Source organism: Kitasatospora sp. NPDC101183 (genome assembly GCF_044767945.1).
Classification (GTDB): Bacteria; Actinomycetota; Actinomycetes; order Streptomycetales; family Streptomycetaceae; genus Kitasatospora.
Genome location: NZ_JBIWOW010000026.1, coordinates 64,213 through 83,321 on the forward strand (window position 1 = coordinate 64,213; position 19,109 = coordinate 83,321).

Annotated in this window: 14 protein-coding genes; 2 read left to right on the forward strand and 12 right to left on the reverse strand. The window is 72.0% G+C overall.

Features of this window, described 5'->3' with window-relative positions:
• Positions 1-59 precede the first annotated feature (59 nt).
• The gene (locus ACIRRS_RS30265) at positions 60-1,607 is read left to right on the forward strand and encodes an MFS transporter (RefSeq protein ID WP_402977319.1); all 1,548 of its coding nucleotides are present in this window, start codon (positions 60-62) and stop codon (positions 1,605-1,607) included.
• Between the two features lie 86 nt (positions 1,608-1,693).
• Here ACIRRS_RS30265 and ACIRRS_RS30270 read toward each other — a convergent pair whose 3' ends face one another.
• The 9 genes from ACIRRS_RS30270 to nrdR form a co-directional block, all read right to left on the reverse strand.
• The gene (locus tag ACIRRS_RS30270) at positions 1,694-2,662 is read right to left on the reverse strand and encodes a carbohydrate ABC transporter permease (RefSeq protein ID WP_402977322.1); all 969 of its coding nucleotides are present in this window, start codon (positions 2,660-2,662) and stop codon (positions 1,694-1,696) included.
• Positions 2,659-3,678, reverse strand: a complete 1,020-nt coding sequence (locus ACIRRS_RS30275) for a carbohydrate ABC transporter permease (protein ID WP_402977325.1) — start codon at positions 3,676-3,678, stop codon at positions 2,659-2,661. The genes ACIRRS_RS30270 and ACIRRS_RS30275 overlap by 4 nt, the downstream gene beginning before the upstream one ends.
• Positions 3,679-3,883: 205 nt before the next feature.
• Positions 3,884-5,215, reverse strand: a complete 1,332-nt coding sequence (locus ACIRRS_RS30280) for an ABC transporter substrate-binding protein (protein ID WP_402977328.1) — start codon at positions 5,213-5,215, stop codon at positions 3,884-3,886.
• Between the two features lie 322 nt (positions 5,216-5,537).
• On the reverse strand, positions 5,538-6,791 hold the full coding sequence (locus tag ACIRRS_RS30285) for a cytochrome P450 (RefSeq protein ID WP_402977331.1): 1,254 nt from the start codon (positions 6,789-6,791) through the stop codon (positions 5,538-5,540).
• 207 nt (positions 6,792-6,998) lie between these two features.
• Positions 6,999-7,577 carry a Clp protease N-terminal domain-containing protein gene (locus ACIRRS_RS30290; RefSeq protein ID WP_402977334.1) on the reverse strand — a complete coding sequence of 193 codons (579 nt, stop codon included), beginning with the start codon at positions 7,575-7,577 and terminating at the stop codon, positions 6,999-7,001.
• A 3-nt stretch (positions 7,578-7,580) separates the two neighbouring features.
• Positions 7,581-7,817, reverse strand: coding sequence for an RNA polymerase subunit sigma-70 (locus ACIRRS_RS30295; RefSeq protein WP_402977337.1), 237 nt, complete (start codon positions 7,815-7,817; stop codon positions 7,581-7,583).
• An 80-nt stretch (positions 7,818-7,897) separates the two neighbouring features.
• Positions 7,898-8,662, reverse strand: coding sequence for an SDR family oxidoreductase (locus ACIRRS_RS30300; protein ID WP_402977340.1), 765 nt, complete (start codon positions 8,660-8,662; stop codon positions 7,898-7,900).
• A 159-nt stretch (positions 8,663-8,821) separates the two neighbouring features.
• Positions 8,822-11,710 carry a vitamin B12-dependent ribonucleotide reductase gene (locus ACIRRS_RS30305; protein ID WP_402977343.1) on the reverse strand — a complete coding sequence of 963 codons (2,889 nt, stop codon included), beginning with the start codon at positions 11,708-11,710 and terminating at the stop codon, positions 8,822-8,824.
• A 206-nt stretch (positions 11,711-11,916) separates the two neighbouring features.
• On the reverse strand, positions 11,917-12,414 hold the full coding sequence (gene nrdR / locus ACIRRS_RS30310) for a transcriptional regulator NrdR (protein ID WP_402977346.1): 498 nt from the start codon (positions 12,412-12,414) through the stop codon (positions 11,917-11,919).
• A gap of 344 nt (positions 12,415-12,758) precedes the next feature.
• Between nrdR and lexA the strand changes: the two genes are divergently transcribed.
• Entirely contained in the window at positions 12,759-13,640 is an 882-nt protein-coding gene (gene lexA, locus ACIRRS_RS30315; RefSeq protein WP_402977349.1) for a transcriptional repressor LexA, read from the forward strand.
• Positions 13,641-13,753: 113 nt separating this feature from the next.
• Here the strand turns inward: lexA and ACIRRS_RS30320 are convergent, their stop codons facing one another.
• From ACIRRS_RS30320 to ACIRRS_RS30330, 3 genes are read right to left on the reverse strand one after another with little or no spacing between them, the layout of a single operon-like run.
• On the reverse strand, positions 13,754-15,892 hold the full coding sequence (locus ACIRRS_RS30320; RefSeq protein ID WP_402977352.1) for an ATP-dependent DNA helicase: 2,139 nt from the start codon (positions 15,890-15,892) through the stop codon (positions 13,754-13,756).
• 12 nt (positions 15,893-15,904) lie between these two features.
• Positions 15,905-17,743 (reverse strand): IucA/IucC family protein, encoded by a 1,839-nt coding sequence (locus ACIRRS_RS30325; RefSeq protein WP_402977354.1) that lies wholly within the window; start codon positions 17,741-17,743, stop codon positions 15,905-15,907.
• Positions 17,721-19,106 carry a lysine N(6)-hydroxylase/L-ornithine N(5)-oxygenase family protein gene (locus ACIRRS_RS30330; RefSeq protein WP_402977357.1) on the reverse strand — a complete coding sequence of 462 codons (1,386 nt, stop codon included), beginning with the start codon at positions 19,104-19,106 and terminating at the stop codon, positions 17,721-17,723. Before ACIRRS_RS30330 ends, ACIRRS_RS30325 begins: the two co-directional genes overlap by 23 nt.
• Positions 19,107-19,109: the final 3 nt, after the last annotated feature.

Here is a 19,109-nt window from a genome sequence, read left to right on the forward strand (position 1 = left end):
CAAGTACCGCGCACCCCAGTACCGCCGCACCGCACACATAGCCAGCAGGGGGCACATTCGTGGCTATCTCCGACACGCTCAACAAGAACTCCCCGTCCCGTTCGCAGAAGGGCCGGGGCAAGGGCATCACCCTGACGGTCATCGCGGCCACGCAGCTGATGGTGGTGCTCGACGCCACCATCGTGAACATCGCGCTGCCGCACATCCAGGACGCCCTGAACTTCTCGACCACCGACCTGTCCTGGGTCATCAACGCCTACACGCTGACCTTCGGCGGGCTGCTGCTGCTCGGCGGCCGCGCGGGCGACATCCTCGGGCGCCGCCGGGTGTTCATCTTCGGCACCCTGCTCTTCGGCCTGGCCTCCCTGCTCGGCGGCTTCGCCCAGGACAGCGGCCTGCTGCTCGCGGCCCGCGCCCTCCAGGGCATCGGCGGCGCGATCTGCTCCCCGACGGCCTTCGCCCTGATCGCCACCAACTTCGAGGAGGGGCCGGAGCGCAACAAGGCCTTCGGCGTCTTCTCCGCGGTGGCCGGTTCGGGCGCGGCGATCGGCCTGCTCGCCGGCGGCCTGCTCACCGAGTACCTGAACTGGCGCTGGGTGTTCTTCGTCAACGTGCCGATCGCGATCCTGATCGCCGTCGCCGCACCGCGCTACATCGCCGAATCGGAGCGCACCGCCGGCAAGTTCGACCTGCCCGGCGCGCTGACCTCGACGCTCGGCCTGGTCGGCATGGTCTACGGGTTCATCCGCGCCGCCTCCGACGGCTGGTCCGACCCGGTCACCATCGGCTCCTTCGTGGCCGGCGTCGTCCTGATCGCCGCGTTCATCGTGATCGAACGGCGCACCGCCCAGCCGATCACCCCGCTGCACCTGTTCGCCGACCGCAACCGCACCGGCGGCCTGGTGATGATGCTCTGCATCGCCGCCGCCATGTTCGGCATCTTCTTCTACGTCGTCCTGTTCGTGCAGGGACCCCTCGGGTACAGCCCACTGCGGGCGGGCGTCTCCTTCCTGCCGATCAGCGTCGCGATCATCGTCGCCGCGCAGATCGCCTCCGGCCTCCAGGCCAAGTACGGCCCGAAGCCGTTCATGGCGGGCGGCGCGCTGCTGGTGGCCGTCGGCCTCACCTGGCTGACGCAGATGAACAAGGACAGCAGCTACCTGGACGGTGTCCTCGGCCCCACGGTCGTCTTCGGCCTCGGCATGGGGATGATCTTCGTCCCGGTGATGCTGATCTCCGTCGCGGGCGTGCCCGGCGAGGAGACCGGCGCCGCCTCCGGCCTGCTCAACTCCATGCAGCAGATCGGTGGTTCGCTCGGCCTGTCGATCCTGACCACGGTCTTCGCCAGCTACGCCAAGGACGAGTTCGCGGCGCAGATGCCCCGGTTCATGCAGGCCGCGACGCCCGAGCAGCTCGCGTACTTCAAGGAGCACCAGAGCTTCCCGCCGCGCACCGAGGCCGCCAACGCGGTGCTGATCCAGGGCATCTCGCACGGCTTCATCGTGGGCGCGGCGCTCGCCGGCGTCGCCTTCCTGGTCGCGCTCTTCGCGATCAAGGCCAAGGCCAGCGACCTGCCGACGGACGCCTCCGGCGTCGCGATGCACTGACGGCGCCTTCCGTACACCGCACCATCCGTACAGGCACGAGGCCGGCCGGGGCACCACGCCCCCGGCCGGCCTCGTGCCGTACGGGCTCAGCCCTTCACCGACCCCGCCAGCAGCCCCCGCACGAAGTACCGCTGGAGCCCGAAGAAGACCCCCAGCGGCACGATGATCGACAGGAACGCCCCCGCCGTCAGCAGCTCCCAGCGCCCGCCGAAGGACCCGGACAGCTGCGCCAGCCGCACCGTCATCGGCGCCACCTCCGGAGTCCCGCCCGCGAAGGTCAGCGCCACCAGCAGGTCGTTCCAGACCCACAGGAACTGGAAGATCGCGAACGAGGCCAGCGCCGGCGTGCACAGCGGCAGCACGATCGAGCGGAAGATCCGGAAGTGCGAGGCGCCGTCCACCACCGCCGCCTCCATCAGGTCCCGCGGCAGCTGCGCGATGAAGTTGTGCAGCAGGAACACCGCCAGCGGCAGCGCGAACATGGTGTGCGCCAGCCAGACCGGCGCGTAGCTGCCCTTGAGGTCCACCGCCGGGACGAGCGTCAGCGACCCCAGGTGCGCACCGCCGGAGAACAGCCGCAGCAGCGGGATCAGCGCCATCTGCAGCGGCACCACCTGGAGCCCGAACACGGTGAGGAACACCGCGTCGCTGCCCCGGAACCGCACCCAGGCCAGCACGTACGCGGCCATCGCGGCCAGCACCAGCGGGAACACCGTCGCCGGGATGCTGATCGCCAGCGAGTTCACCAGGTACGGCATCAGCCCGGTGGAGACGCCGGGGCCGCCCTCGAACAGCACCGAGTGGTAGTTGCCGAGGCCGAAGTCCGGGTGCAGCAGCGCGTTCCACCAGCCGTCGGCCGTCACGTCCTGCTTGGGGCGCAGGGAGGTGACCAGCAGGCCGAGCGTCGGGATCGTCCACAGCACCGTCATCGCGATCACGAACACCGAGGCCAGCGGCGAGGCGAACGCCCCGCGCACCGACGACCGCGTCCGGACCTCCGCCTTCCGGACCTCCGCCTTCCGCCCCTCGGTCTTCCGTCCCTCGGACCCGGTCATCGCGTCTCACGCTCCTTCCGCAGCTGGACGATGTTGTAGGCCACCAGCGGCAGCACGGCGAGGAAGAGCAGCACCGCCAGGGCGCTGCCCCGCCCGTCGTTGAACTGCGAGAAGGACTGGGAGTACATCTCGTTGGCCAGCACCTGGGTGCCGAAGTTGCCGCCGGTCATGGTCCGGACGATGTCGAAGCACTTCAGGGTGATGATCATGACGGTGGTCAGGACGACGATCACCGTGGTGCGGATCATCGGCACGGTGACGTACCAGAACAGCCGCGCCCCGCTCGCGCCGTCCAGCCGGGCCGCCTCCACCACCTCCGACGGGATCGCCTTGATCGCCGCCGACAGGACCACCATCGCGAAGCCCGTCTGCACCCAGACCATCACCGCCATCAGCAGGAACGTGTTCAGCGGCTGGGAGAGCATCCAGTTCGGCGGATCGTCCCAGCCGAGGGCGACGGCCACCTGGCTCAGCAGGCCGATCTGCTGCTGCCCGGGGCCGCGCGACTCGTAGACGAACTTGAAGATGATCGACGCGCCGACCAGCGAGATCGCCATCGGCATGAAGATCAGCGACTTGTAGACCGACTGGCCGCGCATCCGGTCCACCAGCAGCGCCAGCAGCAGGCCCAGGCCCGTCGCCACCAGCGGCACGACCACCAGCCACAGCAGGGTGTTGAGCAGCACGTGCCGCACGTCGTCCGAGGTGAACGCCCAGTCGAAGTTGCCGGTGCCGACGAACCGGCTGCCGTCGTCGTTGTGCAGGCTCAGGAAGACGGTGCGCACCAGCGGCACCACCAGCCCGACGAGCAGGAGCAGCACCGCCGGGCCGAGGAACACCAGCACGGCCAGTGGGCGGGCGAACCGGCCCCGGGCGCGGCCGGCGACGAGGAAGACCACCAGCAGGATGCCGAGGAAGCCGGCGACGGCGCCGAGGGTGTTGCCGAACTTGAGCGCCGCGTCTCCCCAGGCGCCGGTGGCGAGCGCGGCGGGCGGCGGTGGGCCGGGTACGGGCATGGGAGTGCGTCCCTTCGGGTCGGGTCGCCTTCGATGGAGGGGCGGGCGGTGCGGGTGGGTGGCCCCGCACCGCCCTCGGCAGGTGGTCCCGGTGAACGGCCGTACGGACGGGCGTTGCGGCCTGGCCCGGCCCGGTGCGGCCGGACGGCTGTTGCGGCCCGGCCCGGCCGGAACGACCGGACGGGCGTCGCGGCCCCGGCCCGGCCTACTGCGGCCAGGCGGCGTCGATGTCGGCGGCGGTCTTCTGGATCGACTGGCCCTCCGCGAACCAGGCGGTCAGCGACTTCCACTCCTGCCCCGCGCCGATGGCCGCCGGCATCATGTCCGAGGCGTCGAAACGGAACGTGGCGGCCGGGTCGGTCAGCGCCTGCGCCGACAGCTGGTCGATCGGGTCGGTGTACAGGCTCTTGTCCACGCCCTGGTTGGCCGAGACCCAGCCGGTGGCGGTCCTCACCCGGCTGCTCGCCCAGTCCGAGCTGGACAGGTAGTTCTGCACCGCCTGCACCTCGGGCTTGGAGGAGAAGGCCGCCAGGAACTCGCCGCCGCCCTCCACCGGGTTGGGGATCGAGGGGTTCACGGCGGGCAGGTGGAAGGCGAAGACGTCGCCGTCCGGGCCGACCTTGGTGCCCTTGGGCCACTGCGCCTCGTAGAAGGAGGCCTGTTGGAGCATCGCGCACTTGCCGGTGAGGACCGGCGCGCCCGCGTCCTGGAAGGTGGTGGTGGCGATCGACTTGACGTCGCCGTACCCGCCGTTGACCCAGGCCGGGTTCTGCATCCAGTCGGCGACGGTCTTCATCGCCTTGGTGATCCGCTCGTCGGAGAACTTCACCTGGTGGCCCACCCACTGGTCGTACACCTCACCGCCGTACGTGCCCAGCACCACCTCCTCCAGCCAGTCGGTGGCCGGCCAGCCCGTGGCCGTACCGGAGGCGATGCCGCCGCACCAGGGCCTGGCGCCGCCGGACTTGGCGATCCTGTCGCTGAGCGCCATCAGGTCCGCCCAGGTCCTGGGCACCTCGTAGCCCGCCGCCGTGAACGCCTTCGGCGAGTACCAGACCAGCGACTTCATGTTGGCGCTCATCGGCGCCGCGTAGAAGGTGCCGTTGACGGAGCCGTACGTCTTCCAGACCGGGCTCCACTTGTCCTGGTTGGCGACGGTCTGCGCGGGCGGCTTGACCACCTTGCCGCTCTTCACCATCTGCGCCAGCAGGCCGGGTTGGGGGATGATCGCGAAGTCCGGGGTGTTGCCGCCGGCCACCCGCACGGGCAGCTGCGACTCGAAGTCGTTGGACCCCTCGTAGCTGATCCTGATCCCGGTGCACCGACTGAACTCGGCCCAGGACTTCTCCAGGTTGTCCGACTCCGGGCTGAGGATGGAGGCGAACATCGTCACCTTCGTGCCCGAATGCCCGGCGTACGGCTGGTACTTGGCGCAGTCGCCGGTCAGCGGCGTGGCCGCCGAACCGCCGTCGCCGGAGCCGCTGGAGCTGTTGGAGCAGGCGGCCGTCAGGGCCAGCGCCGCCAGCAGGGCGGGCACGGCGGCGAGTCTGCGGCGTGAAACCGGTGGCGGCGCGGTCGGGTTGAGGGTCAATGTGGTCCTCCTCGCCAGGGCGTACTGCCGACTGTGAGCTGAACGACATTGCGCTGTACCGGAGTTGGGCATACGGGGATCGCGGGTGGGCGAACGACCGGCGGGCCGAACCGATTCGTCGACGTTAACGCAGCCGTCCGCCGCCGTCGAGATCCGCGTCCGGCCTTCCCGCGCCGGTACCCCGACCGCGCCCGCGTCCCGACCACGCCCGCGTCCCGACCGTGACCGCAGCCCCGACCGTGACGGCACCGGCCGGGAACCACCCCCGTCAGCGCAGCCGGACGGGCAGCTCCAGCAGGCTGTTCACCACCAGCGACGGGCTCGCCCGCAGCTCCCCGTCCGGCACCGCGAGCGCCAGCTCCGGGAACCGCTCGAACAGCGCCGGCAGCGCCACCCCCGCCTCCAGCCGCGCCAGCGGCGAGCCCGGGCAGACGTGCGGACCGTGCCCGAAGGACAGGTGTCGGCTCTGGCCCCGGGTGACGTCGAACAGCTCGGCCGTCGCCCCGTGCTGCGCCGGGTCCCGGCCGATCGCGTTGTACGAGACCAGCACCGGCTCCCCCGCGGGGATCACCGCGTCACCGACCTCGACCGGCTCCGCCGTGAAGCGGAACAGGAAGTTGCTCGTCGGCGGCGTCCAGCGCAGCGACTCCTCCACCACCGCCTCCCAGGGCACGTCCCCCGAGCGCACCAGCGCCAGCTGCTCGGGGTGCGCCAGCAGCGCCCGTACGGCGTTGCCGATCAGGTTCACCGTCGTCTCGTGCCCCGCCGCGATGATCACCCGCAGGGTGGCCGCCGCCTCCGCGTCGCTCAGCGCCCCGCCCCCGCCCTCACCCTCGGCGTCGGCGTCGGCGTCGGCGTCGGCGTCGGCGGCCAGCAGGGCGCTGGCAAGGTCCTCACCGGGGGCCGAACGGCGCTGCGCCACCAGGTCGTTGACGAAGGCGTTCAGCGCGGCGACGGTCGCCCGGATGCCCGCCGGGTCCGGCTTGATGCCGAAGAACCGCTCGTACAGGTCGCGCAGGGTCCCGTGGTCGGACTCGGGCACGCCGAGCAGCGAGCAGATCACCGTCATCGGCAGCGGGAAGGCGAAGGCCGCCTTGAGGTCCACCACCGGCCCGCCCTGCGCCAGGCCGTCCAGCAGGGTGCGGACGATCTCCTCCACGCGCGGGCGCATCAGCTCGACCCGGCGCGGGGTGAACGCCTGGGCGACGATCGCGCGCAGCCGCCGGTGCTCGGCGCCGTCCGTGGTGACCATGCTCGGGCCGGGCACGGCGAGGCCGATCAGCGGCCAGTCCGCGGGCACCTCGCCACGCTGGTACGCGGCCCAGTGCCGGGCGTCCTTCACCAGCCGGGCGTCGGTGAGCAGGGCCCGGGCCGCCTCGTGCCGCGCCACCGCCCAGGCCGCCACCCCGCCGGGCAGGGTCACCGGCACCACCGGGCCGGCCTCCCGCAGCAGGGCTCCCTCGGCGGCGCTGTCGCGAGCCAGCGGGTCCAGGGCGATCGGGGCCGGGGCGGCGGCAGTCATCGGCGTCTCCTTCGAGGGTGGCGGGCGGGCGCGAACCGAACAGCCGCCCGGTGACGTCGGGAAACGTCTCCGGGCGGCTGTTCGGTTCACACGATCCGGCAGATCATAGTCATTCGGACCCCCGTCTCGAACGGGCGCTTGACGGACCGTCCACCGCCGGTGCGCGTCGCACACGCACCACCCGGGGCCGGCTCGCGTGAGGCCGGCTCACGCGGGCCCGGCGGTCAGCGCCCCTTCGATCGCCCCGCGCACGGCGGCCAGGTCCAGCCCGTGGTCGACGATCACCCGCACCCCGAGCCCCTGGCCCTCGCGGATCACCCCGAGCAGCAGGTGGCCCACGTCGATGCGGCCCGACCTGAGCTGCAACGACTCGCGCAGGGACAGCTCCACGGCCTTCTTCGCCGGGGCCGTGAACGCGGCCCGCCCGAAGTGGACGGAGCCGGAGCGGAACCACCCCCGGCGCTTCGGCTCCTCCGCCGCCGGCGCGTCCAGCGCGCCCTCCCCGAACACGGACTCCACGGCCTCGCGCACGGCCCCCAGGTCCACCCCGATCGAGGCCAGCGCCTCCGCCTGGTCGCCCTCCCCGAGCAGGCGGCGCACGGCCGCCCGCGCCGTCTCCAGGTCCAGCCCGGCCTCGATCAGCACCGCGGCGGACGGGTCCCCTGGCTGGCGCAGGGCCGCCAGCAGCAGGTGCTCCGTCCCGATGGCGGGGTGCCGCAACTCCTGCGCCTCCCCCTGCGCGGCCAGAACCGTCTGCCGTGCCGCCTCGGTGAATCGCTCGAACATCGCTCAGCCTCCGTCCTCGTCCTTGCCGGCCCCCCGACGGGCGTACTTCTTGTGCACGGCCTGCCTGGTCACACCCAGACAGACCGCGATGTCCTGCCAGGACCAGCCCTGTGTACGGGCGTTGCCCACCTGGAGGCCCTCCAGGCGGTCCGCGAGATCGCGCAGGGCGCGGACCGCCCGGAGCCCCACGGCGGGGTCGCGGCTGCTCGCCGCGGCCGCGAGTTCTCCGCTGTCGCTCATGCTGTCAACTATGGTTGACACCTCACCGGAGTGTCAACCCTGGTTGACACTTCTCGGCACCCTCGGCACCCTCGGCACCCTCAGCCCCCGAACCGCGCCGCCAGCGCCTCCTCGAAGGTCCCCGTCCCCACCGCACGCTCCGGCGTCAGGTTCCCGCCCTCCCGAAGCCCGCGCCCCGCCGCACCCGGCACCGGGAGCGGCAGCAGCACCCGCCGCCTCCCCGCCGCCCGCAGGTACGCCTGCGCCAGCTCCCGGTACGACCGCACCTGCGGCCCGCCGACCTCCGGCGCGAACCCGACCGGCTCCCGCCCCACCAGGCCCGCCACCGCCACGGCGACCTCCCGGACGTCCACGGGCTGGATCCGCACCCCGTTCACCACCGGGAACACCGGAGACTTCGCGCACGCGTCGAAGACCCTGAACAGCAGGTCGTGGAACTGCGTCGCCCGCAGCACCGTCCACCCCAGCCCCGACTCCCGCACCACCTGCTCGCAGGCCAGCTTGGTGCGGTAGTAGCCGATCGGCACCCGGTCGATCCCCACGATCGACACGTACACCAGGTGCCGCACCCCGGCCTCCCGGGCCCGCCCCACCAGCTGGCGCACCCCCTCCACGTCCTTGCTCCCCTGGGTGGTCGCGCAGTCCACGACCGTCTCCACCCCGTCCAGCGCCTCCGCGACCCCGGCCCCCGTCACCAGGTCCCCGACCACCCACTCGACCCCGTCACCCCCGGCCCGCGCCCGCCGGCTCAACCCCCGCACCACCACCCCGCGCGCCGCCAACAGCCGCACCACCTCCCGCCCCAACGTCCCCGTCGCCCCGGTCACCAGCACCGCACCCGTCACCACACCACTCCTCTCATCGCACGATCCCGTCCCCCTCCCGACCGACCACCACCCCCGACCGTGACATCGGCACGCCGGGACGCCTGGACGAGACGAAAAAAGAGGCGGGGCGAGGACGTGAAGTCCTCGCCCCGCCTCAGCGGTGGATCGAGCCGGTGATCAGCTGCAGCCGCTGGTGGAGCCGCAGCCCTCGCAGAGGTAGCAGGAGCCGGCGCGGCGCATCTTGGTGCCGCAGGAGAGGCAGAGGGGGGCGTCGGCGTTGAGGCCGAGCTGGATCTCCATCAGCTCCGTGGAGTTGTGGGCCTGCCGGGGCGCGGCCTTGGGGGCCTCGACGGGGGCGGGGGCCTGGGCGGCGGGCTTGGCGGCGGCGACCGGGGCGGACTGGGCGAGCGACTCGGTGTCGATCTCCTCGGCCTCCAGCGGCTCGTAGGAGCCCGTCTCCAGGTGGCGTGTGCGCTCCTCGACGGAGTGGATGCCGAGCGCCGAGCGGGTCTCGAACGGCAGGAAGTCCAGCGCCAGGCGGCGGAAGATGTAGTCGACGATCGACTGGGCCATCCGCACGTCCGGGTCGTCGGTGAGACCGGCCGGCTCGAAGCGCATGTTGGTGAACTTCGAGACGTACGTCTCCAGCGGCACGCCGTACTGCAGACCGACCGAGACGGCGATGGAGAAGGCGTCCATCATGCCCGCGAGGGTCGAGCCCTGCTTGGACATCTTCAGGAAGACCTCGCCGAGGCCGTCGTCCGGGTAGGAGTTGGCGGTCATGTACCCCTCGGCGCCGCCCACCGTGAAGGAGGTGGTGATGCCGGGACGGCCCTTGGGCAGGCGCTTGCGGACCGGGCGGTACTCGACGACCTTCTCGACCGCGGCGGCCGGGGCCTCCTCGGCCTTGGCCTCGGGCTCCTTCTTCTTGGCCGAGAGCGGCTGGCCGACCTTCGAGTTCTCGCGGTAGATGGCGAGCGCCTTGACGCCCATCTTCCAGGCCTCGAAGTAGATCTCCTCGACGTCCTCGACGGTCGCGCTGCCGGGCATGTTCACGGTCTTGGAGATGGCACCGGAGATCCAGGGCTGGATCGCGGCCATCATCCGCACGTGGCCCATCGGAGAGATGGTCCGCTCGCCCATCGCGCAGTCGAACACCTCGTAGTGCTCCGGCTTGAGGCCCGGCGCGTCCACGACGTTGCCGTGCTCGGCGATGTGGGCGACGATCGCCTCGATGCGCTCGTCCTGGTAGCCCAGGCGCTTGAGCGCCCGCGGCACCGTGCCGTTGACGATCTGCATCGAGCCGCCGCCGACGAGCTTCTTGAACTTGACCAGGGCCAGGTCGGGCTCGACGCCGGTGGTGTCGCAGTCCATCATCAGGCCGATGGTGCCGGTCGGGGCGAGCACCGAGGCCTGGGCGTTGCGGAAACCGTTCTGCGCGCCGAGGCGCACGGTGTCCTGCCAGGCCTTGTTGGCCTGGAGCCGGACCGGGGCGTCCAGCTCGTCGAAGGAGACGGCGTCCAGCGAGGCGTCGGCGTGCTGCTTCATGACCTGCTGGTGCGCGGCCGCGTTGCGGGCGTAGCCGTCGTACGCGCCGACCACGGCGGCGAGTTCGGCGCCGCGGCGGTAGGCGGTGCCGGTCATCAGCGAGGTGATGGCGCCGGCCAGGGCGCGGCCGCCCTCGCTGTCGTAGGCGTGGCCGGTGGCCATCAGCAGGGCGCCGAGGTTGGCGTAGCCGATGCCGAGCTGGCGGAAGGCGCGGGTGGTCTCGCCGATCTTCTCGGTGGGGAAGTCGGCGAAGCAGATGGAGATGTCCATCGCGGTGATGACCAGCTCGACGACCTTGGCGAAGCGCTCCGCGTCGAACGAGTCGTCCTCGCGCAGGAACTTCATCAGGTTGAGCGAGGCGAGGTTGCAGCTGGAGTTGTCCAGGTGCATGTACTCCGAGCACGGGTTGGACGCGTTGATGCGGCCCGACTCGGGGCAGGTGTGCCAGTGGTTGATGGTGGAGTCGTACTGGATTCCGGGGTCGGCGCAGGCCCAGGCGGCCTCGGCCATCTTGCGGAACAGCTTCTTCGCGTCGACGGTCTCGATGACCTCGCCGGTCATCCGGGCGCGCAGGCCGAATTCGGTGCCGTTCTCGACGGCGGTCATGAATTCGTCGTTGACGCGGACGGAGTTGTTGGCGTTCTGGTACTGGACGGACGTGATGTCGTCGCCGCCGAGGTCCATGTCGAAGCCCGCGTCGCGCAGGGCGCGGATCTTCTCCTCCTCCTTCACCTTGGTCTCGATGAAGGCCTCGACGTCCGGGTGGTCGACGTCGAGCACGACCATCTTGGCCGCGCGGCGGGTGGCGCCGCCGGACTTGATGGTGCCGGCGGAGGCGTCGGCGCCGCGCATGAAGGAGACCGGGCCGGAGGCGTTGCCGCCGGAGGAGAGCAGTTCCTTGCTAGAACGGATGCGGGAGAGGTTGAGGCCGGCGCCGGAGCCGCCCTTGAAGATCATGCCCTCTTCCTTGTACCAGTCGAGGATCGACTCCATGGAGTCGTCGACGGACAGGATGAAGCAGGCGCTGACCTGCTGGGGCTGCTTGGTGCCGACGTTGAACCAGACCGGCGAGTTGAAGCTGAACACCTGGTGGAGGAGGGCGTGGGTCAGCTCGTGCTCGAAGACCTCCGCGTCGTCCTTGGTCGCGAAGTAGCCGTGCTTCTCACCGGCGGCGCGGTAGGTGAGCACCACGCGGTCGATGATCTGCTTGAGGCTCCACTCGCGCTGCGGGGTGCCGACCGCGCCGCGGAAGTACTTGGACGTGACGATGTTGACGGCGTTGACCGACCAGAAGTCGGGGAACTCCACGCCGCGCTGCTCGAAGTTGATCGAGCCGTCGCGCCAGTTGGTCATGACGACGTCGCGCCGCTCCCAGCGGACCTCGTCGTACGGGTGCACGCCAGGAGTGGTGTAGATGCGCCCGATCCTCAGACCGCCCTCGGGGGCCTTGCCGGCGCCCTTGGCCGCGGCCTTGCCGGACTTCGACCCTCGCGCGGAACCGCTCGTGGTGTCTGTCACTTCTCGCTCCTCCTCCTGGGCAAACGCCCGAAGTGCCCTGAAAAGTCCGGGCACCGCTGGTTCGTCTTTCCGGTGTGCGGGCAGCCGGAGCCCCGCCTGCCTGTGCACGGTTTGTCATGTTCTGCGCCCAGATTTCGGGCGCGCGGGGGCCCCGGAGGGCCGATGTGGTGCGCGGGGCCCGCGACGGGGCCCGGGGGGTGCGCCGCCTAGGGCGCGGCGGCGGGGACGGCCACGCGGGTGTCCTCCGCCTCGGGGGTCGACCGCTCGGCGCGGAGCTCCGCGATGGCGGCCTCGAAGTCTTCCAGTCCGTCGTACGCCTGGTACACGCTGGCGAAGCGCAGGTAGGCGACCACGTCGAGCTCCTTGAGCGGGCCGAGTATGGCCAGCCCGACGTCGTGGGTGGTCAGCTCCGCGCTGCCGTTGGCGCGCAGGCACTCCTCGACCCGCTGGCCGAGCTGTGCGAGGGCGTCCTCGGTGACCGGGCGGCCCTGACAGGCCTTGCGGACGCCGGTGATGACCTTCTGCCGGGAGAACGGCTCGGTGACGCCGCTGCGCTTGATGACCATCAGCGCGGCCGTCTCCACCGTGGTGAATCGGCGGCCGCAGTCCGGGCACTGCCGGCGGCGTCGGATGGAGCTGCCGTCCTCGGTGGTCCGGCTGTCGACAACGCGGCTGTCGGAGTGCCGGCAGAAGGGGCAGTGCACCTGAGAGATCCCTCCCTGGCAGGACGTGCGGACCAGTCGAGTCTATGCGATGTGCCCCGGGCCTCGGCAAGCTGATCATGCGCCGCGACCACAAGCACTGGGCACGGAGAGGAGACTAGCCACTACATCTAGGTGTTCGGTGGAGGCGGAGCCCCTGGCGTGTCGCGTGCGGATTAGACTTCCGAAGTCGGCTTCCGGTCGAACACTTAATCGATGTACAACAAAGCCTTGATCGAGTCAGTCAACTCCCGAATAATTCACTCGAACGTGTGTTTGGCGCAACCTTTCGATAGGAGGCGCGTTGGGCTGGAAAAAGGAGAGGACAGCCGTCGAGAGGGGCCGCCGTGAACACGATCGAGAGCAACACCATCCCGGTGCAGGAACACTCCCAGTTCAAGGTGGGGCAGCGCACCACGAATCCGCAGGGTGTGGACATCAACATGGACCGTAGCGAAGACCACCGCCTCTCCGGGGCGGCCCTCTCCGGCGCGGGCCGCGTCCCGGACCAGCCCATCGAGCACTCCCCCGCCATGGACGACACCCACTCTTCCCCCGCCCGCGCCCTGCCGGGGCGCCCCCCCGGCATCCGGACGGACGAGGCGGGCCTCACCGAGCGCCAGCGCCGGGTGATCGAGGTGATCCGGGATTCCGTCCAGCGCCGGGGGTACCCGCCGTCCATGCGCGAGATCGGCCAGGCCGTCGGCCTGTCCAGCACCTCCTCGGTGGCGCACCAGCTGATGGCCCTGGAGCGCAAGGGCTTCCTGCGCAGGGACCCGCACCGCCCCCGCGCCTACGAGGTCCGCGGCGTCGAGGTCGCCCGCCCCAACACCGCCGAGACGGCCGGGCGTCCCTCGACCTCGTACGTGCCGCTGGTCGGCCGGATCGCCGCCGGCGGGCCGATCCTCGCCGAGCAGACGGTCGAGGACGTCTTCCCCCTCCCGCGCCAACTCGTCGGCGAGGGCGAGCTGTTCGCGCTCACCGTCCGCGGGGACTCGATGATCGAGGCCGCCATCTGCGACGGCGACTGGGTCACCGTCCGCCGCCAGCCCGTCGCCGAGAACGGCGACATCGTGGCTGCCATGATCGACGGCGAGGCCACCGTCAAGCGGCTCAAGCGCGAGGACGGCCGGATCTGGCTGATGCCGCACAACCCGGCCTACGAGCCCATCAACGGCGACAACGCGACCATCCTGGGCAAGGTCGTCGCCGTCCTGCGCCGCCTCTGACGGCACCGCGGCGGCACCGCGACGCCGCCCTCCGGCGGCGCCGCGAACGGACAACGGGAAGGGGCTCCACCGCGGATCACCGCGGGGAGCCCCTCCGTCGTTCCGCGGGGCCGTCAGCCCCGCTTCGCCACCGGCCGCACCGGCGTCGCCGAGGCGTCGATCGCCGCCAGCGAGCGCCGCACCTGGTTGCGGTCCGTGGTGTACCAGAACTCGGGCATCGAGGAGCGGAAGAACCCCCCGTACCGCTTGGTCTCCACCCGCGGGTCGAGCACCGCCACCACGCCCCGGTCGTCCGAGGCGCGCACCAGCCGCCCGGCACCCTGCGCCATCAGCAGCGCCGCGTGCGTGGCCGCCACGGCCATGAAGCCGTTCCCGCCGTGCTGCTCCACGTCCTTCTGCCGGGCGCTCATCAGCGGGTCGTCCGGCCGGGGGAACGGGATGCGGTCCATCACGACCAGCTGGCAGGCCGAGCCGGGCACGTCCACGCCCTGCCAGAGCGACAGGGTGCCGAACAGGCAGGTGGTCGCGTCCGAGGCGAACTCCCGGATCAGCTCGCCCAGGGTGTCCTCGCCCTGGAGCAGGACCCGGTGGTCCAGCCGCTCCCGCATCGCCTCGGCGGCCGCCTGGGCGCCGCGCATCGAGGAGAACAGGCCGAGCGTGCGCCCGCCCGCCGCGCTGATCAGCTCCTCCAACTCGTCCAGCATGTCCGGCCGTTCGGGATCGCGCCCGGGGTCGTTCAGGTGCTTGGCGACGTACAGGATGCCCTGCTTGGGGTAGCTGAACGGCGAGCCGACGTCGATGCCCCGCCAGTACGGGACGGCGTCCTCCTCGAAGGACAGGCCGGGCTCAGGGTTGTCCCCCGCGGTCCGCTCGTCCGGCAGCCTGGCCTCCTTGGGCAGGCCGACCGAGCCGGCCACGCCGTTGAAGTCCCCGCCGAGCTTGAGGGTGGCCGAGGTGAGCACCACCGAGCGCTCCTTGTACAGGCCCTCGCGCAGCAGCCCGGACACGCTCAGCGGCGCGACCCGCAGCGAGGCCGTGCCCAGCCCGTAGCGGTCGCTGCGCTCGATCCAGACCACGTCGTACTCGGAGCCCTCCAGCAGCCGGTCCGCCGTCTCGTGCAGCGTCTCCGCCGAGGCCATCGCCTGCTTGCGCACGGCGTCCTCGTCGCTGAGCCCCTTGTCCCTGGTCTCCCCCAGCGAGGTGATCACCTGCCGGGAGGCGTCCCGGATCGCGGTGACGGCGTACGCCAGGTACTCGGGCAGCTCCTCCACCCGGCCGGGCTGGGCCGTCTCCATCAGGCCGTGGTAGTTCTCGGCAGCGGCCTGCAGCGCGTCCACGGCCTTCTCGTTGGCCAGTCGCGCCGCCCGCTTCACGGCCCGGTTGACGGCGCCCACCGTCAGCTCGGCGGTGGCCGCGCCGGTGACGCGGTTGACCAGCTCGTGCGCCTCGTCCACGATCAGCAGCCCGTGTTCGGGCAGCACCGGCGCGCCCTCGATCGCGTCGATCGCCAGCATCGCGTGGTTGGTGACCACGACGTCCGCCAGCTTGGCGCGCTCGCGGGCCTTCTCCGCGAAGCACTCCTGCCCGTACGCGCAGCGGGTGGCGCCCAGACACTCCTTGGAGGTGACCGACAGCTGCGCCCAGGCCTTGTCGGAGACGCCGGGGCTCATGTCGTCGCGGTCGCCCGTCTCCGTCTCGTCCGCCCAGTCGCGCAGCCGCAGCACCTCCTTGCCGAGCTTGCCGGCGGGGCCGCCGAGCGCGTCGACCGCGTCGAACAGGCCCTCGCCCTCCTCGCTCGGGGTGCCCTCGTTGGCCCGGTGCAGGCAGAGGTAGTTGGAGCGGCCCTTGAGCATCGCGAACAGCGGGCGCCGCCGCAGCACCGGGTGCAGCGCGTCGACCGTACGCGGCAAGTCCCGCTCCACGAGCTGGCGTTGGAGCGCCAGCGTGGCGGTGGCGACCACGACGCGGTCGCCGTGGGCGAGCGCCGGCACCAGGTAGGCGAGGGACTTCCCGGTGCCGGTGCCGGCCTGGACGAGCAGGTGCTCGCCGTGGTCGACGGCGTCCGCGACGGCCTCGGCCATCCGGAGCTGGCCGGGGCGCTCCACGCCGCCCACGGCCTCCACCGCGGCGTGCAGCAGGTCGGGGATGCGCGAGCGCGGGACGGCCACGGGCGCTTCTGCGTCGTCGGCCCCGTCGACGGGAGCGGCCTCATCGAGCGGTGCCGCGAGCTGGGATTCGGAGTCGTTCGTCATGACCCTCCCAGCCTACGGGGCGGGGGTGACAATCCGGTCCTGCTGCGCGGGAAGACGCATCGCGGGAGGCCGCACCTCCACGGCCACCAGGGCGTTGGGCACCGTCCCGTGCCGCGCGGCGTGCGGGCGGGCGGGGCGGTCGTGGTAGCCGTCCAGGAGCAGCCGGTTGCGGTTGAGGCAGAGCCGGTCGATCTCGGACCGGAACAGGTCGAAGAGCTCGAAGCGCTCGGCCAGTTCGGGGAAGCGCGCCTGGTGGCCGCGGATCGCGGCGCGCAGCAGCGCCCAGAACTCCGGCTCGGGCAGCCCGGTCTGCGCCTCCAGGAGCGGGGCGAGGTAGCGGAAGACGCCGATGAACAGCCCGGAGTGGATGAACTGGCACAGGTCCTGGGGGTTCTCCCGCAGCAGGACGTCGGCGACGTCGGCGGGCAGGTCGCGCAGCTCGGGCAGGTCCTGGTCGCTGAGGTTGACGTCGTCGACGAAGTCCTTGACGGCGAGCCTGGCGGGCACGTCCCGGTCGTCGAAGACCACGATGGCGTTCTCCCCGTGCGGCGAGAAGACCAGCCCGTAGCGGTAGAGGAAGTGCAGCAGCGGCGGCAGCATCGCGGCGAAGAGCCGGGCCGTCCACTCGGCGGGGGTGAGCCCGGAGCGGGCGATCAGCTCCGCGGCGAGGGCCCGCCCGTCCGAGCCGGTCTGCAGCAGGGCGGCCAGGGTGCGGGCGCGCTCGCCGGGTTCGAGGAAGGGGCCGAGCGGTTCGCGCCAGATCGCGCCGAGCAGTTCCTTGTACTGGTACGGCGCCTCGGGCAGCTCCCGGTAGACCGGGTGGTCGACGGTGACGGAGGCGATCTCGCCGAGCAGGATCACCCGGCACTCGTCGCGCAGGTACGGGTCCTTGTCGCGCAGCCCGTGCAGCCAGGCGGTGACGGCGGGCGCGGCGAGGGTGCGTTCGGTGGGCAGGCCGCGCCAGACGAGGGTGTTGAGGATGGACAGGGGCAGCTTGACGGTGCAGCGCTCGGGGTGGGCGGTGTTGAAGAAGGAGCGGATGGACTGCTGGGGCAGCCGTGGGTCCCCGTCGGTGGGCAGCGGGACGATCTCCCCGGAGGCGATCCAGGGGGCGAACAGCGGCAGCACGGTCTGCTCCCACTGCCAGGGGTGGACGGGCAGCAGCAGGTAGTCCCCGGCCTCGGGGCCGAGCACGGCGCGCAGCGCGTCCACGTCGTCGAGCTCCCGGGCGTACAGCTGCTCGGGCCGCTCCAGGCCGGGCACGCCCCGGTACTCGGCGAGCCTGCGGTGCACCGCGATCCAGGGCAGCGGCCGGGGGCTGCGGGCCTCCGGGGTCCAGCGGGCGGCGTCGCTGCCGGAGAAGCCGATGCGGCCCTTGTTGGGGACGATCCAGGGGTGCCCGCCCTGGCGGCCCTCGATGGCGGGGTGGTCGAGCTCGGCGAGTTCGGCGGCGCTGAGGGCGGTGGCGAGCTGCCGGGCGTCGGCGGTGAGGGTGGCGGCGAGTTCGCGCACGAGGTGCCCGGCGGTCTCGCCGCCGACGCCGAGGGTGGTGCGGGCGTACGGGAGGAAGCGCAGCGGGTCCAGGCCCTCCGGGCGGGTGCAGCGCACCGAGTCCGGGTCGACCTGCCAGCTGCCGTACGCGCCGCGGCGGGCGGTGAACTCGTAGGAGACCTCGGGCAGTTCGAGCCGGTAGGCGCCCTCGGTCGGGCCCGGTTCGGGGGCGAGCAGCTCCTCGTAGGCGAACTCGCCGATCATCTTGGCCAGGAGGTCGCGCCCGGCCCGGCGCCAGTGCCCGGCGGTGAGGTGGGGCGGCAGGTAGAGCGGGGTGTCAGCGGCCGGCGGTTGCGGCACGGGTCAGCTCCTGGGGGCGTGGGATGGAGGCCTTCGGGGCGGGTGCGGGTGGCGCGAAGCCCGTCCAGGCCGTGCGGGTGGGCAGGCGGTGGACGGTCCGCCCGGTGACGGCGTTGAGGATGACGGCGGCCCGGTGGGCGCCGAGTCCGAGGTCGGGGGTGCCGACGCCGTGGGTGTGCAGTTCGGCGTTCTGGACGTAGAGGCCGCCGGTGAGGGCGGACCGGGTGGAGACGCGGTGGTCGAGGTCGACGCGGTAGCGCCCGGCCTCGTCCCGGTCGATCAGGTGGGCGATCGGTTCGAGCGCGGCCGGGCTGGCGGCCCGGTAGCCGGTGGCGAGCACCACGGCGTCGGTGCGCAGCAGGTGCTCGGCGCCGGAGTCGGTGTGGCGGCAGTGCAGTTCGAGGCCGCCGCAGGGGCCGGGTCGGGCGGCGGTGACGGCGGTGCCGGGGGTGATCTCGACGGGGATCGAGTCGATGGGGCGGCCGATGGTGCGCTCGTAGAGGTGGTCGTGGATCTCGGCGAGGGTCTCGGCGCTGGCGGCCTTGTGCAGTTGCCACTGGGCGGCGACGAGGCCGTCGCGTACGGGCGCGGGCAGGCCGTGGAAGTAGCGGGTGTAGTCGGGGGTGAAGTGCTCCAGGCCGAGTTTGGAGTACTCCATGGGCGCGAGGGCCCTGGTGCGGGTGAGCCAGCGCACCCGGACGCCGTCGCCCTCGTGGCGGCGCAGCAGGTCGAGGAAGACCTCGGCGCCGGACTGTCCGCTGCCGACGACGGTGATGTCGCGGGCGCCGGCGAGGCCGTCGCGGCGGTCGAGGTACTCGGCGGAGTGGAACGCGCCGGGGTGGCCGGCCAGTTCGGCGAAGGCCTCGGGCAGGACGGGCCGGGTGCCGACGCCGAGGGCGAGGTTGCGGGCCCGTACGGTGCTGCGCCGGCCGGTGGCGGTCTCGGTCAGCTCGGCCCGGTAGTAGGGCTCCTCCCAGTGCAGGGCGGTGACCTCGGTGCCGAAGCGGCAGGCGGCGAGGCCCTCGGCGGCCCAGCGGCAGTAGTGGTCGTACTCGCGGCGGGGCAGTTGGAAGCGCTCGGCGAAGTAGAACGGGAACAGCCGGTCCTGTTCGCGCAGGTAGTTGAGGAAGGACCAGCGGCTGGTCGGGTCGACGAGGGAGACGAGGTCGGCGAGGAAGGGCACCTGCATCCGGGCGCCGTCGACGAGCATGCCGGGGTGCCAGCGGAATTCGGGGCGCTGCTCGCAGAAGAGCGCGCGCAGGCCGGGTACGGGCTCGGCGAGCGCGGCGAGGGAGAGGTTGAACGGGCCGATGCCGACGCCGAGCAGGTCGTACGGCGGCTGGGCGGGTGCCGGTGTGTCCACGGG

Coding starts and splice junctions, on each gene's coding strand:
- ACIRRS_RS30270 (WP_402977322.1), bottom strand. CDS start 2,662: ATGACCGGGTCCGAGGGACGGAAGACCGAGGGGCGGAAGGCGGAGGTC.
- ACIRRS_RS30275 (WP_402977325.1), bottom strand. CDS start 3,678: ATGCCCGTACCCGGCCCACCGCCGCCCGCCGCGCTCGCCACCGGCGCC.
- ACIRRS_RS30285 (WP_402977331.1), bottom strand. CDS start 6,791: ATGACTGCCGCCGCCCCGGCCCCGATCGCCCTGGACCCGCTGGCTCGC.
- ACIRRS_RS30290 (WP_402977334.1), bottom strand. CDS start 7,577: ATGTTCGAGCGATTCACCGAGGCGGCACGGCAGACGGTTCTGGCCGCG.
- ACIRRS_RS30295 (WP_402977337.1), bottom strand. CDS start 7,817: ATGAGCGACAGCGGAGAACTCGCGGCCGCGGCGAGCAGCCGCGACCCC.
- ACIRRS_RS30320 (WP_402977352.1), bottom strand. CDS start 15,892: ATGACGAACGACTCCGAATCCCAGCTCGCGGCACCGCTCGATGAGGCC.